Here is a 16,184-nt window from a genome sequence, read left to right as displayed (position 1 = left end):
GCGCCGGTGCAATCCGCGTGACGGGTTTCGCCGTTGGCTCAAGCCCTCAACCCATCCCGCGTGCGCTGCTCGCGTTCGATCGCGCGCCAGCCGATGTCGTGGCGGTGGAACTCGCCCGGCCAGGAGATGCCGGCGACTTCCGAGTAGGCGCGCTTCTGCGCGTCGGCCACGGTGTCGCCCAGCGCGCACACGCACAGCACGCGGCCGCCGGCGGTGACCACGCGGTCGCCGTCGAGCCGGGTGCCGGCGTGGAACACACGGGTATCGTCCACGTCGGGCACGTCCCAGGTGTTGATCATGTTGCCGGTGCGCGGCTTGCCGGGGTAACCCTCGGCGGCCATCACCACGCCCAGCGACGGGCGCGGGTCCCACAGCGCGCGGCTGCGGTCGAGGTGGCCGTCGATGGCGTCCTCGATGTGCTCGACCAGGTCCGAGCGCAGCCGCATCAGGATCGGCTGCGTCTCCGGATCGCCGAAGCGCACATTGAACTCGATCACCTTGGGCGCACCGGTCCTGTCGATCATCAGGCCGGCGTAGAGGAAGCCGGTGAACGGCATGCCGTCGGCCGCCATGCCGCGTACGGTGGGTGCGACGATCTCGCGCAGGATGCGCTGCTCGACCTCGGGCGTGACCACCGGTGCCGGCGAATAGGCGCCCATGCCGCCGGTATTCGGGCCGGTGTCGCCGTCGCCGACGCGCTTGTGGTCCTGCGAGGTCGCCATCGGCAGCGCGAAGCGGCCGTCGACCATGGCGATGAAGCTGGCCTCCTCGCCGTCGAGGTATTCCTCGATCACCACCCGCGCGCCGGCGGCGCCGAACGCATAGTCGGCGAGCATGTCGGTCACCGCGGCCTCGGCTTCGGCCTCGGTCATCGCCACGATCACGCCCTTGCCCGCGGCCAGGCCGTCGGCCTTGATGACGATCGGCGTGCCGCCGCTCTTCTCGAAATGGTCGCGGATGTACTCCAGCGCCTCCTCGACGTGCGTATGCACCGCGTAGTGCGCGGTTGGGATGCCGTGGCGGGCGAGGAAATCCTTGGCGAAGGCCTTGCTGCCCTCCAGCTGCGCGGCCGCGGCGGTGGGCCCGAAAATGCGCAGGCCTGCCTCGCGGAAGCGGTCGACCACGCCGGCGACCAGCGGCCCTTCCGGCCCGACCACCGTGAGCGCAATGCCCTCATTGCGGGCCAGCGCCAGCAGGCCGTCGATGTCGGTGGCGGCCACGTCCGCATTGCGGCACTTGTCCTCGACCGCGGTGCCGGCATTGCCGGGCGCGACGATCACCTCGTCCACGCACGGCGACTGCGCGAGCTTCCATGCCAGGGCGTGCTCGCGTCCGCCGGCGCCGATGACGAGGATCTTCATGCGTGGATCTCCTTGCAAATCAGTGTAGGAGCGGCTTCAGCCGCGAGTTTTTCCACGAACGGCCAAGTTTGGAGCTCGCGGCTGAAGCCGCTCCTACAAGGGCGGCGCAATGGAACAAACGGTCAACGCCGGGAATGTCGGACGCCGGTGAACGTCATCGCCATGCCGTGGCCGTCGATCGGGGAAGTTTAGCCCCCTGAGTCAGGGGGCGATTCGCGCCGCAGGCGCGAATGGGGTGTGGCCGCGTGGGCGGGGCCCGAAGTTTGCAAGGCAAACTTTGGGATTGATGCCGGCGCAGCCGGAATCAATGCCTGAAATGTCGGACGCCGGTGAACACCATCGCCATGTCGTGCTCGTCGGCCGCGGCGATCACTTCCTTGTCGCGCATCGAGCCACCGGGCTGGATCACCGCGCGGATGCCGGCCGCGGCCGCGGCGTCGATGCCGTCGCGGAACGGGAAGAACGCATCGCTGGCCATCACCGAGCCCGGCACCACCAGCCCTGCTTCGTCGGCCTTGAGCCCGGCGATCTTCGCGCTGACCACGCGGCTCATCTGCCCGGCGCCGATGCCGATGGTGCGCTGGTCCTTCGCGTAGACGATCGCGTTGGACTTGACGAACTTGGCCACCCGCCAGGCGAACAGCAGGGTGTCGAGTTCAGCCGGGTCCGGCGCGCGCCGGGTCACCACCTTGAGTTCGTCGCGCGACACTTCCCGGTTGTCGCTGTCCTGCATCAGCAGGCCGGAGCCGACGCGCTTGACGTCGACGTTGTTGCGGCCGTCGCCATGCGGGATCCGAAGCACGCGCACGTTCGCCTTCTTTTTCGCGTAATCGAGCGCCGCGGGTTCGTAGTCCGGCGCGATCAGTACCTCGACGAACTGGCGGTCGAGGATCGCCTTCGTGGTCGCGGCGTCGAGCGTGGTGTTGAAGGCGAGGATGCCGCCGAACGCGGACGTCGGGTCGGTGGCGTAGGCCAGCTCGTAGGCATCGCCGCAGGCCGCGCCCGTCGCCACGCCGCAGGGATTGGCGTGCTTGACGATCACGCAGGCAGGCGCGTCGAACTGGCGCACGCACTCCCAGGCGGCATCGGCGTCGGCGAGGTTGTTGTAGCTCAGCTCCTTGCCCTGCAGCTGCGCGAACGTGGCCAGCGTGCCGGGCACGGGATGCAGGTCGCGGTAGAACGCGCCGCGCTGGTGCGGGTTCTCGCCGTAGCGCAGGTCGGCGACCTTGACGAAGCTGCCGTTGGCCTGCCCCGGGAACAGGTTGCGCGTGCCGTCTTCGCCGAGCGACGACAGATAGTCGCTGATGCAGGCGTCGTACTGCGCGACGCGGTTGAACGCGGCCACCGACAGCGCGAAGCGCGTCTTCGCCGACAGCGCGCCGTCATTGGCGTCGAGTTCTTCGAGGATGCCGGCGTACTGCACCGGATCGGTCGCGACCGCGACGCGGGCGAAGTTCTTCGCCGCCGAACGCAGCATCGCGGGACCGCCGATGTCGATGTTCTCGACGATCTCGTCCATCGTGCTCGCCGGGTCGGCGGAGACCTTCTCGAACGGATACAGGTTGAGCACCAGCAGGTCGATCGGTGCGATGCCGTGCTGCGCCATCACCGCGTCGTCGGTGCCGGCGCGGCCGAGCAGGCCGCCGTGCACCACCGGATGCAGGGTCTTGACCCGGCCGTCCATCATTTCCGGGAAACCGGTCGCCTCGGACACGTCGCGCACCGGCAGGCCGGCATCGCGGATCGCCTTCGCGGTGCCCCCGGTGGACAGCAGTTCGACGCCGCGCGCGGCGAGGGCGCTTGCCAGCTCGACCAGGCTGGTCTTGTCGGAAACGGACAGCAGGGCGCGGGTGATCTTCACCGGCGCGGCGGGCGAATGTGCGGGCATGGCGGGGAGGCGTTGCGGCGGGGACGGTATTGTACGAGAGCATCGGCGGCGCACGTCGCGGCCCGGAGCCGATGCGCCGCGCAACGAACACGGAGAATGTCGCATGCCGCCAGCTGGCCCACCCCGGCCACGGCCGCGAAAATGGCCGGAGGGATGGCGCGCGCAGGCGCTGGCGGCGCTGTGGGGGCTGGCCGAGGCCTGCGTGTTCTTCGTCGTGCCCGACGTGTGGATCAGTCGCCTGGCGCTGTCGTCATGGCGCGCGGCGCTGCGCGGTTGCGCGTTCGCGCTGGCGGGCGCGCTGGTCGGCGGCGTGGCGGTCTACCTGGCCGGTGAACGCCACGAGGCGGCGCTGCTGGCGCTGTTCGAACGGCTGCCGGCGATCGGACCGGGACTGGTGGCGCGCGTGCAGGCACAGCTGCACGACCTGGGCGGGCTGGGCCTGCTGGTGGGCGGATTCAGCGGCGCGCCGTACAAGCTGTACGCGGCGCAGGCGGTGTCGGCCGGGCTGGGACTGCCGCTGTTCATCGCCTGCAGCGTGGTCGCGCGCGGCGCGCGCTTCGTGGCGGTGGCGCTGCTCGCGCGCGGCATCGCGCGCTGGGCGGCGTCGCGGTTCGGCGACGCAGTGGTGCGGCGGGTCTGGTGGATCGCCTGGGTCGCGTTCTACGCGCTGTACTGGACGTTGATGCCGGGTTGAGCCTTGTGGGAACGGCTTCAGTCGCGAGCTTTTGCTTGTGCAGGAGCGAGGGAAGTCGCGAAGGCTTTCCCCGCGAACCCCGGTCGCGACTTCCGTCGCTCCTGCAAACCCGGCATGACGCTCGCGGTTGAAGCCACTCCTGCAGGCGTCCCCAAATTTCCCCCGCACGCTCCTTGCGTGGAGTACCCGTATCGGGAAAGCTCGCGGCTGAAGCCGCTCACACCAGGGCGTTCAGGCCAGGCCGTACTCGCGCAGCTTGCGGCGCAGCGTGGCGCGGTGGATGCCGAGCATCGCCGCGGCGCGGCTCTGGTTGCCGTCGCAGTGGTTGAGCACCTCGACGAACAGCGGGATTTCCAGTTCGCGCAGCGCGATCTCGTAGAGGTTGTTGACGTCGCAGCCGTCGAGGTCGCCGATGTAGCGGCGCACGGAGTTCGCGACGTGCTCGCGCAGCGGCGCGCGGGCACCGCTGCGGCTGGCGTTGTCGGAACGGTCGGCGTTCAAGGAGGGTGTCCCCGGTGATGCAAGCCCGACGGCGGGCGACGGGGAGATGGAGTCTAGCGCGCTGCCGTCGCGTGCGCCAATGCGATGGCGCGCCGGCCATCGGCGCGCGCCGTGGCTGTTTCAGTGCAGTTCGAAGTCGAAGGCGACGCTGCGCGCGGCCGGTTCGAGCACGTCCATGGCGATCGACGCGCTCTGTCCGCTGCGCAGTTCGGCCTGTGCCGGTGCCTCGCCGAGATAGTCGCCGGCGTCGAAATCGCGCGCGGCCACGGCGCGGCCGTTGACGTCCGACAGCGTCAGGCGCACGCGCGGCCACGGCTGCGACCAGCGTGCGTCGTTGCGGAACGTCGCGGTGACGCGCAGCACGCCGGGCGTGGAAGGATGCGGGCGCACGTCGCGCGCAAGCACGCTGAACGCGCCCGGCTCGCGCCACGGCGGCAGCGAACAGCCGAACACGCCGCAGACATTCGCCAGCAGCGGCCGCCAGCGCGCGTCGCTGGCCAGGTTCACCCGATCGGCGAGCAGCAACTGCAGCACGAGCAGCAGCGCCAGGCCCGCGATCGCGGCGCCGGATTTCCAGCCGAAGCCGGACGCGCCGCGGCGGCGCCTGCGCGCGAAGCTCGGCAGTGCGCGGGTTGCGGCAGGCGCGGTGGCCGGCGCGGGGTCCGGTGTTGTTTGCACGGGCGAATCGGCCGCGTCCGTGGCGTGCGGCGCATCGGTCCCGGTGGTCGCGTCCGCCACCGGCTGGACGGCGGTTTCGGCGTCGCCAGGCGTGTCCGTGTCGGCTGCTTCGTCCAGTTCGGCGGGCGTGGGTGGCGTGGCCGGGACGGGGGCGAAGGGCTGCGCGGCCGGTGTGGGCGCGGCTTCGGCGGCGAGCGGGGATGCGTCCCCTGTCGCCGCCGGAGCGGGCGCTTCCGGCTCCGCTTCCGGCGCAGCCTCCGGTCCCGGCGCGCGCGGACGCAGCATGGTCGCGATCGGTGCGATCGGCGCCGGCGCGACGGCCTCGTGGATCTGCGTCGCGAGGCCGGAGGCAGGCAGCGCCGGCGCCGCCGCGGCGGCCAGGGTGTCCGGCGTGGGGACTTCGAGCAGGTCGAACTCCGGTTTCACGGGCGCGCCGCCGGTGTCGTACAGCGCCGGCGATGGCGAAGAGGCGGTGTCCGTCGGAAGCTCGTCCAGCCTCGCGGCGCAGCGCGGGCAGCGCTCCGGCGGCAGGTCGGTCGCCGGGTCGGTGGCAACCAGGGACTTGCAGAACGGGCAGTTGATGAACATGGCGCGCCTATTCAATCACGAGGCGGCGGTGGCCGTGCGCGCGTGGATGGGCGCGTTCGCGCGGTTCCGTGACGGTGTCGTCGTTGCGCGTGCCGTGCAGGCGCGCGGCTCAGCCGCGGCGCACGCCGTCGATGCGGACCCAGTCGCCCTCGACCGCCACCTGCAGGTCGTCGAACCACGCGCCGTAGCGCTGCAGCAGCGGCGCCTGCTGGCCGTCGAGGATGCCCGACAGCGCGATCCGCCCGCCCGGCGCGACGCGCGCGGCGAGGGTGTCTGCCAGGGCGTCGAGCGCCGAGGCGAGGATGTTGGCAACGACGACCGGATACGTGGCCACGGGTTCTTCATCGGGCAGGAACACCGCGAGCGCATCGCCCACGCCGTTGCGCTGCGCGTTGTCGTGCGTGGCGGTGAGCGCCTGCGGGTCGTTGTCGACGCCGACCGCGCGCGCGGCCCCGAGCTTGAGGGCCGCCAGTGCGAGGATGCCGCTGCCGCAGCCGAAATCCAGCACCTCGCGGCCCCGCAGTTCGCCGCCCTCGGCCAGTGCGTCGAGCCACTGCAGGCACAGCGACGTGGTCGGGTGCGTGCCGGAGCCGAACGCCAGGCCCGGGTCGAGTCGCACCACAGCGGCGTCGGGCGCATCGGCTTCGGCCGGAAGGTCGTGGTTCCAGGGCACGATCCAGGTACACGCGCCGAAGCGCAGCGGCGCGTACTGGTCCATCCACGCGCGCTCCCAGTCCTGGTCCTCGACGTTGCGGAATGCAGCCTGCGACCAGTCGAGCGCCGGGTCGAAGGCTTCGAGCGCGGCGAGCAGCAGCAGCGCGTCGGCATCGTGCGGGAACAGCGCGGTCAGCGTGATCGCATCCCACAGCGGCGTCTGCCCGACGCCCGGCTCGAGGATCGCGTGCTCGTTGTCGGTATCCGCGTTGGCATCGAGCATTGTCACCGCCAGCGCGCCGACGTCCTCCAGCGCGTGCTCGTAGCGCGGCTGTTCGGATTCGCGGCAGGGGACGGTGAGTTCGAGGAAAGGCATGGCGGCGTCGTGAATCCTGTAGGAGCGGCTTCAGCCGCGAGCGTTCAGCTCACTCCCCTGAGAAGGCAAGGGCGATGTCAGCCGATCGACAGCGCCTTGTCCCTGCGCTCGGCCAGCCGCTTCTCCAGGTAGTGGATGTTCTGCCCGCCATCGCTGAAGCCGCCGTCGGCGAGGATGCGCTGTTGCAGCGGGATGTTGGTCTTGATGCCGTCGACCACCATCTCCGACAGCGCCACGCGCATGCGGCAGATCGCCTGCTCGCGGTCGGCGCCGTGGACGATCAGCTTGCCGATCATCGAGTCGTAGTTCGGCGGCACGCGGTAGCCTTCGTAGATGTGCGAGTCCACGCGCACGCCGGGGCCGCCGGGGGCGTGGAAGTGCTGGATCAGGCCCGGCGAGGGCATGAAGGTCTCCGGGTCCTCGGCGTTGATGCGGCATTCGATGGCGTGGCCGCGCAGCACCACGTCGCTCTGCCGGATGGTCAGCTTCTGCCCGGCCGCGACCAGCAGCTGCTCGCGCACCAGGTCGATGCCGGTGACCATTTCGGTGACCGGGTGCTCGACCTGCACGCGGGTGTTCATTTCGATGAAGTAGAAGCGGCCGTTCTCGTACAGGAATTCGAACGTGCCGGCGCCGCGGTAGCCGATGCGCACGCAGGCCTCGGTGCAGACCTTGCCGATCTGCGCGCGCTGTTCGTCGGTGATGCCCGGCGCGGGTGCTTCCTCCACCACCTTCTGGTGGCGGCGCTGCATCGAGCAGTCGCGTTCGCCCAGGTGGATCGCGTTGCCCTGGCCGTCGGCCAGCACCTGGATCTCGACGTGGCGCGGGTTCTCGAGGAACTTCTCCATGTACACCATGTCGTTGCCGAACGCGGCCTTGGCCTCGGACTTGGTGGTGGACACGGCGTTGGCCAGCGCAGCTTCGGTATGCACCACGCGCATGCCGCGGCCACCGCCGCCGCCGGCGGCCTTGACGATCACCGGATAGCCGATTTCCGCGGCGATGCGGATGTTCTCGTCGATGTCGTCGCCCAGCGGTCCGCCGCTGCCCGGCACGCAGGGCACGCCCGCGGCCTTCATCGCGCGGATCGCCTCGACCTTGTCGCCCATCAGGCGGATGGTCTCGGCCTTCGGGCCGATGAAGACGAAGCCCGACTGCTCCACGCGCTCGGCGAAATCCGCGTTCTCGCTGAGGAAGCCGTAGCCGGGGTGGATGGCCTGCGCGTCGGTGACCTCGGCCGCGGCGATGATCGAGGCCATGTTGAGGTAGCTCTCGGCCGACGGCGCCGGGCCGATGCACACCGACTCGTCGGCCATCGCCACGTGCTTGAGGTTGCGGTCGACGGTGGAGTGCACCGCGACCGTGCGGATGCCCAGGGCGTGGCACGCGCGCAGGATGCGCAGCGCGATTTCGCCGCGGTTGGCGATGACGACTTTATCGAGCATGGGGAGTTCCGGGATTCCTGGAGGTATTCCGGGACCCGGTACCCGGGACCCGGGGCCCGGCAAAAGCAGGGCCCAGAAGCCGGAACCGAAGCTTCTGCCGTTGCTCTTGCCGAGTCCCGAGTCCGGGGTCCCGAGTCCCGCTCATTTCAGCCGATCACGAACAGCGGCTGGTCGAATTCAACCGGCTGTCCGCTCTCGCACTGGATGGCGAGCACGGTGCCGGCGACTTCGGCCTCGATCGGGTTGAACATCTTCATCGCCTCGATGATGCCCAGCGTCTCGCCGGCCTTGACCGCCTGGCCGACGCTGACGAAGGCCGGCTTGTCCGGGGCGGGGGAGGCGTAGAAGGTGCCGACCATCGGCGCGCGCACGACGTGGCCGTCGGGCAGGGCGGAGCCGCCCTCGGCCGGGCGGCCACCGGTGGCGGCGTCGACCGGGGACTGCATCGGCATCACCTGCGACGGCGCCTGCTGCGCCGGTGCGGCCATGGCGGGCGCGGCATAGGTGACCGGCGCACCGCCGGATGGCGTGCGCGCCAGGCGCACGGACTCCTCGCCCTCCTTGATCTCGATTTCGGCGAGGTTGGATTCCTCGAGCAGGTCGATGAGTTTCTTGATCTTGCGCAGGTCCATGGAGGCCTCTCGTGGTTTGTCGTGGCGGTCCGCGGCGGCGGACCATGTTTCGGATGCGGTCGCGCGCGGTTATCCGGCGCCGCCGCGATTGCGGTCGTCCAGCTGCCGGGTCGCGGCGACCAGCGCCAGCCCGTAGCCCAGCGCGCCAAAGCCGCAGACCACGCCGACGGCCAGGTCGCTGAAGTAGCTCTGGCGGCGGAACGGCTCGCGGGCGTGCGGGTTGGACAGGTGGATTTCGATGAAGGGAATCGCCACCGCCGCCAGCGCGTCGCGCAGGGCGACCGAGGTGTGGGTGAAGCCGGCGGGGTTGATCAGGATGAAGTCGGTGCCGTCGTCGCGGGCGGCCTGGACGCGGTCGACCAGGGCGTGTTCGGCATTGGACTGGAAACTGGCCAGTTCAAGGCCCTTTTCCAGCGCCCGGGCCTGCAGGTCGGCGTCGATTTCCGCCAGCGTCGTGCGCCCGTAGACCTCCGGCTCGCGCGTGCCGAGCAGGTTGAGGTTGGGACCGTGCAGGACCAGCAGCTTGGCCATCGGGGACGCAGGGCGAATCGGGCGGCCAGTCTGCGCGAAGCGGCCGATGCTGTCCAGATCGCCGAAGTTTCCGGCATTAACCCGATTTAAGCGCGTGTTTGAGTTTTGGCTCAACAGCTTCCGTGGGAACGGCCATAGCCGCTCCCGAAGTCCAGTAAGAGGCTACTGGCGCGCCCAGTCGTCGATCTCGCCATGCGCGAAGGGCCCGATCCGCTGCTTGAGCAGCACGCCGTCGGCCGACACCAGCACCGAGTAGGGCAGCACGCCCTTGGGGTTGCCCAGGCGCACGCCGGCATCGGCCGGGCCGGCGGCGTCGACCAGGATCGGATAGTCCACCGGCACCCGCCGCAGGAAGTCGCGCACCGCGTCCGCATCATCCAGCGCGATGCCGACCACCTGCACGCCGTTGTTGCCCTGTTCGGCGTGGAATCGCTGCAGTTCCGGCATTTCCTCGATGCAGGGGCCGCACCAGCTCGCCCAGACGTTGATCAGCAGCGATTTGCCGGTCCAGGCCGTGGAAACGTCCACCGGCCCGCCGTCGAGGCCGGGCACGGTGAATGCCGGGAGCCGGTCGCCGCGCCCGGCGACCGCAATACCCGCGGGCGGCTCGGGCGCACTGGCCCGGTAGGCCTCCTGCACCACCCGCTGTCCCGCCTCGGTGCCCAGCAGCGGGCCGGGGCCGTTCATCACCAGGCTGGCGACGACCCCCAGCGTGCCGGCGGCCAGCGCCACCAGCATGATCTTCGTCGTGGAGTTCATGGCCGCGCGCCCGTCACGGGGCGGCTGCCGCGCGCTGCACGCGCTCGACGAACGGCGCGGCCTTCTCGAAGCCCACCAGGCGCAGTCCGCGGCGCTCGTCCGGCGAGTCGTGGAAGAACAGCGTCGCCGGCGGGCCGATGATGCCGAAGCGCTGCATCAGCTTCTGGTCGACTTCGTCGTTGGCGGTGACGTCGGCCTTGAGCAGGACGAAGTCCGCGAGCGCCGCCTGCACCGACGGGTCGGTGAAGGTGTAGGCCTCCATTTCCTTGCACGACACGCACCAGTCGGCATAGAAGTCGAACATCAGCGGCTTGCCTGCGGCCTGCGCGGCGGCCAGTTCGCGGTCGAGGTCTTCGCTGGACTTGATCGTGCGGAAGGCCAGTTCGGCCTGCGTCGCCTGCCCGCCGCCGAAGCCCGCCAGCGGCTGCAGCGGGTTGCGGCTGCCGGCCAGCGCGCCGAACAGCTCCGCCATGCCGATCACCGCCAGCAGCAGCCCGGCGAAGCGGGCGAACCACCGCATCCGTCCGTCCTCGCTGCGCGCGCCGCCCCACGCCCACGCCGCCGCGGCCAGCGCGATCACGCCGAACAGCGCCAGCGTCACCGGCCCGGGCACGATCCGCGACAGCATCCACGCCGCCAGCGCCAGGAACACGAAGCCGAATACGCGCTGCACGCCGGTCATCCATGGCCCGCTGGTCGGCATCCCGCGTCCTGCGGCCGCGCCGAAGGCCAGCAGCGGCAGGCCCATGCCCATCGCCAGCAGGAACAGCGCCAGCCCGCCGAACGCCGGGTCGTGGCTCTGGCTGATGTACAGCACCGCCGCGGCCAGCGGCGGCGCCACGCAGGGGCCGACGATCAGCGCCGACAGCGCGCCCATCGCCGCCACGCCCATGAGCGAACCGCCGCGCTGGCGGTCGCTGACGCTGCCCAGCTTCGAGCGCAGCGCCGCCGGCAGCTGCAGCTCGTAGAGCCCGAACGACGACAGTGCCAGCGCCACGAACAGCAGCGCGAACAGCGCGATCACCCACGGCACCTGGAACGCGGCCTGCAGGTTGGCGCCGACCAGCCCGGCGATGACGCCGGCCACGGTGAACACCAGCGCGTTGGCCAGCACGTAGACAAACGACAGCCACAGCGCGCGCCGCGTGCCCAGCCGCGTGCCCGCGCCGGCGATCAGGCCCGACAGGATCGGGATCATCGGCAGCACGCAGGGCGTGAACGCCAACCCGAGGCCGCCGAGGAAGAACCACAGCAGGGTCAGCCAGCGGCCCGAACCGGTGAGCGCGGCGGCCAGGCGGGTGTCTTCGGCGAGGTCGTCACTGGCGGTGGTGGTTGCCGTGGCCTGGCTGGCGGGGTTTCCGTCGCCGCTCGCGTCCGCGGGAAACCCATCACCACCCAACCCTTCCCTTGAAGGGGAGGGTTTGACGGCAGTTGCGGCAGCGGTATCCGGCGCCGCGGGGTTTTGCTGCTTCCCCTTCAAGGGCAGGGCCGGGGTGGGTTCGTTGGTCGCCGCTCCCGCGGAGGAGGATACGTCCGCCCCCGGCAGCGAAACCGCCACCCGCCGCGTCATCGGCGGATAGCAGATCCCCTCGTCCTGGCAGCCCTGGAAGGTCACGGTCAGCGTGACCTTTTGTGCCTGCGTGTTCGTGCGCCGCAGCGGCAGCGGCACCTCGATCTGGTCGAAATACACCACCACCTGGCCGAAGTGTTCGTCGCGGTGCAGCTTGCCCTGCGGCCAGCGCGGCTTTTCGAGCGCGATCCCGTCGGCTTCCAGCGCCAGCGTGGTGTTGTCGCGATACAGGTAATAGCCCGGCGCCGGGGTGAAGCGCAGCAGCAGCGCGTTTCCGCCGTCGGCGATGGCGTCAAAGCCGAAGGCCTGTTCGGGCGGCAGCGGCAGAGCGTCGGCACCGCCAGCCAGCGAACCGCCGCCGCGCGGCTGGCCCAGGGACGTGCCCAGTGCCGCAAAGCCGGTGTCGGCCGCATCATCCGTGCTCCCCGCGGCCGCGGCGCCGGCCGGCATCGCGACGGTCAGCGTCCGCGACTGCGGCGGATAGCACACGCCGGCGTCCGCGCAGCCCTGGTAGCTGATCTTCAGTACCACCTGGCCGCCGTCGGCGGCTTCGACCGGCACGCTGCCGGCCATGCGTCCGCGGAAGGTTTCCACGCGGCCGAAGAACTCGTCTTCGTGCGGCTCACCGTGCGGCAGGTCGAGCGCACCCAGCCGGCTGCCGTCGGTGGCGACGGCCTTGGCACGGTGCCGGTACAGGTAGTAGCCGTCGGCGATCTTCCATTCGACCGCGATGCGATCGGCGGACGTGGCGTTCGCGCTGAGCACGAAAGCCTCGTCCACCGGCAGCAGGTCGTCCTCGTGGATGGCGGCCAGCGCGGGCGCGGCGGCGAGCAGGCACAGGGCGAAGGTGGCCGCCAGGCGCGGCCAGCGGGATGCGAACGACTTCGGGATCACGTCTTCGGAGGCTCCTGTCGGCCGGCATCGGGCGCGGTTTCGGCGCCGATCCAGTCCAGGTAGGCCGGCAGTCCGGACGCGGCTTCGATCGCGACCAGTTCCGGGGTTTCGTAGGGGTGCAGCGCGGCGATGCGCTCGGCCAGCGCGGGCATGCGCGCGGCCACGGTCTTGACCAGCAACTGCACCTCGTTGGCGCGCTCCACCGCGCCCTGCCAGCGGTACACCGACAGCACGCCGGGCAGCACGCTCACGCAGGCGGCCAGGCGCTCGCCGACCAGCGCTTCGGCGATGCGCGAGGCGGTGGCGGCGTCGGGGCAGGTGCAGAATGCGATGACGGCTTGGGGCATACCCCGATTGTACGGGCCGGCCCCGGTGCGGACTGTTCCACGGTTGCCCTGCGCGTGTCCGGCAGGTGGAACACGGGCCGGGCCGGCCATCCGCCGACCGGCCGCGAAAATTTTCGTCGCCTGCCTCTTGAAAGCCCTGCCGGCCCCCCCATCTCCCGTGCAACCCGGTTCGCCGGGCTTTCTCGTCCGCGGCGTTTGGCACTCGTCTTTGGCGACTGCTAGAATCCGCGCCCAGATCCAGCTGTTTTCATAAATTAATCAATCACTTGCGAGGGTTGCAATGAATCTCAAGCCGCTCTACGACCGCGTGGTCGTCAAGCCGATCGAAGCCGACGAAGTGACCGCCGGCGGCATCGTCATCCCGGACAACGCCAAGGAAAAGCCGACCAAGGGTGAAGTGGTCGCCATCGGTGAAGGCAAGGCGCTGGACAACGGCCAGCTGCGCGCGCCCAAGGTCAAGGTCGGCGACAAGGTCATCTACGGCCAGTACTCGGGCAGCGCCTACAAGCTCGAAGGCGTCGAATACAAGATCGTGCGCGAGGACGACATCCTGGCGGTGCTCGCCTGAGGCGACCCGCGCGGGGAACCGGGAATGGGGAATCGTTGAAGCAGGTCATCTGCACCGATCCCGCCCCAGGCCCGCTCCCCCGCCCTTGATCCATCGATTTTCCATTCCCCATTTCCAATTTCCGGAGTTCCACCATGTCCGCAAAAGAAATCCGCTTCGGTGAGGACGCGCGCGCCAAGATGGTGCGCGGCGTCAACGTGCTCGCCAACGCCGTCAAGGCGACCCTCGGCCCGAAGGGCCGCAACGTCGTGCTCGAGAAGAGCTACGGCGCCCCGACGATCACCAAGGACGGCGTGTCCGTCGCCAAGGAGATCGAGCTGGCCGACAAGTTCGAGAACATGGGCGCGCAGATGGTGAAGGAAGTCGCGTCCAAGACCTCCGACAACGCCGGCGACGGCACCACCACCGCTACCGTGCTGGCCCAGGCCTTCATCCGCGAGGGCTCCAAGGCCGTCGCCGCCGGCATGAACCCGATGGACCTCAAGCGCGGCATCGACCAGGCCGTCAAGGCCGCCGTCGAAGAGCTCAAGAAGCTCTCCAAGCCCACCGCCGACGACAAGGCGATCGCCCAGGTCGGCACCATCTCGGCCAACTCCGACGAGTCGATCGGCAACATCATCGCCGACGCGATGAAGAAGGTCGGCAAGGAAGGCGTGATCACGGTCGAGGAAGGCTCGGGCCTGGACAACGAGCTCGACGTGGTCGAGGGCATGCAGTTCGACCGCGGCTACCTGTCGCCGTACTTCATCAACAACCAGCAGTCGATGTCGGCCGAGCTGGACGACCCCTTCATCCTGCTGCACGACAAGAAGATCTCCAACGTGCGCGACCTGCTGCCCGTCCTCGAAGGCGTGGCCAAGGCCGGCAAGCCGCTGCTGATCGTGGCCGAAGAGGTCGAAGGCGAGGCGCTGGCGACCCTGGTGGTCAACACCATCCGCGGCATCGTCAAGGTCTGCGCGGTCAAGGCCCCGGGCTTCGGCGACCGCCGCAAGGCGATGCTGGAAGACATGGCCATCCTGACCGGCGGCACCGTGATTTCCGAGGAAGTGGGCCTGTCGCTCGAGAAGGCGACGATCAAGGACCTCGGCCGCGCGAAGAAGGTGCAGGTCTCCAAGGAGAACACCACCATCATCGACGGCGCCGGCGACACCTCCGGCATCGAAGGCCGCATCAAGCAGATCAAGGCGCAGATCGAGGAAACCTCCTCCGACTACGACCGCGAGAAGCTGCAGGAGCGCGTGGCCAAGCTGGCCGGCGGCGTGGCGGTGATCAAGGTCGGCGCCTCGACCGAGATCGAGATGAAGGAAAAGAAGGCCCGCGTCGAAGACGCCCTGCACGCCACGCGTGCGGCGGTGGAAGAGGGCGTGGTCCCGGGCGGCGGCGTGGCCCTGGTGCGCGCGCTGCAGACCATCGGCGACCTCAAGGGTGCCAACGAAGACCAGAACCACGGCATCCAGATCGCCCTGCGCGCGATGGAAGCGCCGCTGCGCGAGATCGTCACCAACGCCGGCGAAGAGCCCTCCGTCATCCTCAACAAGGTCAAGGACGGCAAGGACAACTTCGGCTACAACGCCGCCAACGGCGAATTCGGCGACATGATCGAGTTCGGCATCCTGGACCCGACCAAGGTCACCCGTTCGGCGCTGCAGAACGCGGCCTCGATCGCCGGCCTGATGATCACCACCGAGGCGATGGTGGCCGAGCTGCCAAAGAAGGAAGAACCGGCAATGCCGCCGGGCGGCGGCATGGGCGACATGGGCGGGATGGGGTTCTGATACCCGCCGTCTACGCACTACACCGCGACACGAAAGCCCCCGCAGCGATGCGGGGGCTTTTTCGTGGAAGGCGGGGGCAGGCCCGTCCACATGCAACGGGCTGCCAGGTACGCAGTCGCGGCCGGAATTTACCTGGTTCTGCGACACGGGTCATAATTCGGGCATCGGGGAAGGGTGAGTACATGGATGACCGGGGAAATCACGGTGCTGCTGCAGAGGGCGTCCGCGGGTGATGCGGGCGGGCTGTCGGAGGCCTATGGACTGCTTTATGACGAGCTGCGCAAGATCGCCCGCAGCCAGCTGCGCGGCGGGCAGCAGACGCTGACGCCTACTGCGCTGGTCAACGAGGCATACCTGCGGCTGTGCGCCGGCGATGGCACGCTGTCGCTGGAGAATCGCAAGCATTTCTTCGTCGTCGCGGCGCAGACGATGCGCTGGATCATGATGGACCGCGCGCGGCGTTCGCAGGCCGACCGCCGGGGGGGCAACCTGGTGCGGGTCGAGCTGGACGACGGCCTGCCGCAGGAGCTCAGGTCCGACCAGCTGCTGGCGCTGGACGGGGCGCTGGAGCAACTGGGCGCACTCGATCCCGCGCGCCGCGAGCTGGTGGAACTGCGCTTTTTCGCAGGCCTGGACTACACCGAGCTGGCGCAGCTGCTCGGCCGCTCCGAGCGTACGCTCAGGCGCGAATGGGCCGCCGCCCGTGCGGCACTGCAGGTCATGATGGCGTGACATTGGCCCCGTTCCCGCCGGTGCTGCGAATGTATGGACATGTGCGTCGTCCACCGAGGGACGGCGCAGGACATGGATCGAGGTCCGCATGACGACTCCTCCCGGCTCCGGTGACTCCCCGGCCTGGCAGGCCGCACTGGCGTTGACGGAAGAACTGCTTGAGTTGCCCGAAGGCGAGCGGGACGCGGCGC

At 69.8% G+C, this 16,184-nt stretch carries 15 protein-coding genes; 4 read left to right on the top strand and 11 right to left on the bottom strand.

Going from position 1 to position 16,184, the window contains the following annotated elements; genetic code table 11:
- Window positions 1-38: 38 nt before the first annotated feature.
- Window positions 39-1,361 (bottom strand): phosphoribosylamine--glycine ligase, encoded by a 1,323-nt coding sequence (purD, locus tag ABD679_RS09460; RefSeq protein WP_344759733.1) that lies wholly within the window; start codon window positions 1,359-1,361, stop codon window positions 39-41.
- 304 nt (window positions 1,362-1,665) lie between these two features.
- Window positions 1,666-3,249, bottom strand: coding sequence for a bifunctional phosphoribosylaminoimidazolecarboxamide formyltransferase/IMP cyclohydrolase (gene purH, locus ABD679_RS09455; protein ID WP_344759732.1), 1,584 nt, complete (start codon window positions 3,247-3,249; stop codon window positions 1,666-1,668).
- Window positions 3,250-3,352: 103 nt separating this feature from the next.
- Between purH and ABD679_RS09450 the strand changes: the two genes are divergently transcribed.
- A complete protein-coding gene (locus tag ABD679_RS09450; protein WP_344759731.1) occupies window positions 3,353-3,943 on the top strand; it encodes a hypothetical protein in 591 nt (196 codons plus the stop codon).
- A 231-nt stretch (window positions 3,944-4,174) separates the two neighbouring features.
- Here ABD679_RS09450 and fis read toward each other — a convergent pair whose 3' ends face one another.
- The 9 genes from fis to cutA form a co-directional block, all read right to left on the bottom strand.
- Window positions 4,175-4,444 carry a DNA-binding transcriptional regulator Fis gene (fis, locus tag ABD679_RS09445; RefSeq protein ID WP_344759730.1) on the bottom strand — a complete coding sequence of 90 codons (270 nt, stop codon included), beginning with the start codon at window positions 4,442-4,444 and terminating at the stop codon, window positions 4,175-4,177.
- A gap of 120 nt (window positions 4,445-4,564) precedes the next feature.
- On the bottom strand, window positions 4,565-5,710 hold the full coding sequence (locus ABD679_RS09440; RefSeq protein ID WP_344759729.1) for a DUF3426 domain-containing protein: 1,146 nt from the start codon (window positions 5,708-5,710) through the stop codon (window positions 4,565-4,567).
- Window positions 5,711-5,819: 109 nt separating this feature from the next.
- Window positions 5,820-6,740, bottom strand: coding sequence for a 50S ribosomal protein L11 methyltransferase (gene prmA, locus ABD679_RS09435; RefSeq protein ID WP_344759728.1), 921 nt, complete (start codon window positions 6,738-6,740; stop codon window positions 5,820-5,822).
- A gap of 77 nt (window positions 6,741-6,817) precedes the next feature.
- Window positions 6,818-8,185, bottom strand: coding sequence for an acetyl-CoA carboxylase biotin carboxylase subunit (accC, locus tag ABD679_RS09430; protein WP_344759727.1), 1,368 nt, complete (start codon window positions 8,183-8,185; stop codon window positions 6,818-6,820).
- A 146-nt stretch (window positions 8,186-8,331) separates the two neighbouring features.
- Window positions 8,332-8,817, bottom strand: a complete 486-nt coding sequence (gene accB / locus ABD679_RS09425) for an acetyl-CoA carboxylase biotin carboxyl carrier protein (protein WP_344759726.1) — start codon at window positions 8,815-8,817, stop codon at window positions 8,332-8,334.
- A gap of 69 nt (window positions 8,818-8,886) precedes the next feature.
- Window positions 8,887-9,348: a type II 3-dehydroquinate dehydratase gene (gene aroQ, locus ABD679_RS09420; RefSeq protein ID WP_344759725.1), complete on the bottom strand. Its 462-nt coding sequence runs from the start codon at window positions 9,346-9,348 to the stop codon at window positions 8,887-8,889.
- A 162-nt stretch (window positions 9,349-9,510) separates the two neighbouring features.
- Entirely contained in the window at window positions 9,511-10,107 is a 597-nt protein-coding gene (locus ABD679_RS09415) for a TlpA disulfide reductase family protein (protein WP_344759724.1), read from the bottom strand.
- A 13-nt stretch (window positions 10,108-10,120) separates the two neighbouring features.
- Window positions 10,121-12,571 (bottom strand): protein-disulfide reductase DsbD, encoded by a 2,451-nt coding sequence (locus ABD679_RS09410; RefSeq protein WP_344759723.1) that lies wholly within the window; start codon window positions 12,569-12,571, stop codon window positions 10,121-10,123.
- Window positions 12,568-12,918 carry a divalent-cation tolerance protein CutA gene (gene cutA, locus ABD679_RS09405; protein WP_344759722.1) on the bottom strand — a complete coding sequence of 117 codons (351 nt, stop codon included), beginning with the start codon at window positions 12,916-12,918 and terminating at the stop codon, window positions 12,568-12,570. The genes ABD679_RS09410 and cutA overlap by 4 nt, the downstream gene beginning before the upstream one ends.
- Window positions 12,919-13,198: 280 nt before the next feature.
- Between cutA and groES the strand changes: the two genes are divergently transcribed.
- The 3 genes from groES (at window position 13,199) to ABD679_RS09390 (ending at window position 15,993) form a co-directional block, all read left to right on the top strand.
- Complete coding sequence (gene groES, locus ABD679_RS09400) at window positions 13,199-13,486, top strand: co-chaperone GroES (protein WP_344759721.1); 288 nt, start codon at window positions 13,199-13,201, stop codon at window positions 13,484-13,486.
- Window positions 13,487-13,620: 134 nt separating this feature from the next.
- Window positions 13,621-15,261, top strand: a complete 1,641-nt coding sequence (gene groL, locus ABD679_RS09395) for a chaperonin GroEL (RefSeq protein ID WP_344759720.1) — start codon at window positions 13,621-13,623, stop codon at window positions 15,259-15,261.
- 186 nt (window positions 15,262-15,447) lie between these two features.
- A complete protein-coding gene (locus ABD679_RS09390) occupies window positions 15,448-15,993 on the top strand; it encodes an ECF-type sigma factor (RefSeq protein ID WP_344759719.1) in 546 nt (181 codons plus the stop codon).
- Window positions 15,994-16,184: the final 191 nt, after the last annotated feature.

Source organism: Luteimonas lutimaris (assembly GCF_039537065.1).
In the GTDB taxonomy this organism is placed as follows: domain Bacteria; phylum Pseudomonadota; class Gammaproteobacteria; order Xanthomonadales; family Xanthomonadaceae; genus Luteimonas; species Luteimonas lutimaris.
The sequence above is the reverse complement of the archived record's forward strand: the minus strand, read 5'-3'. Positions and strand labels throughout refer to the sequence as shown.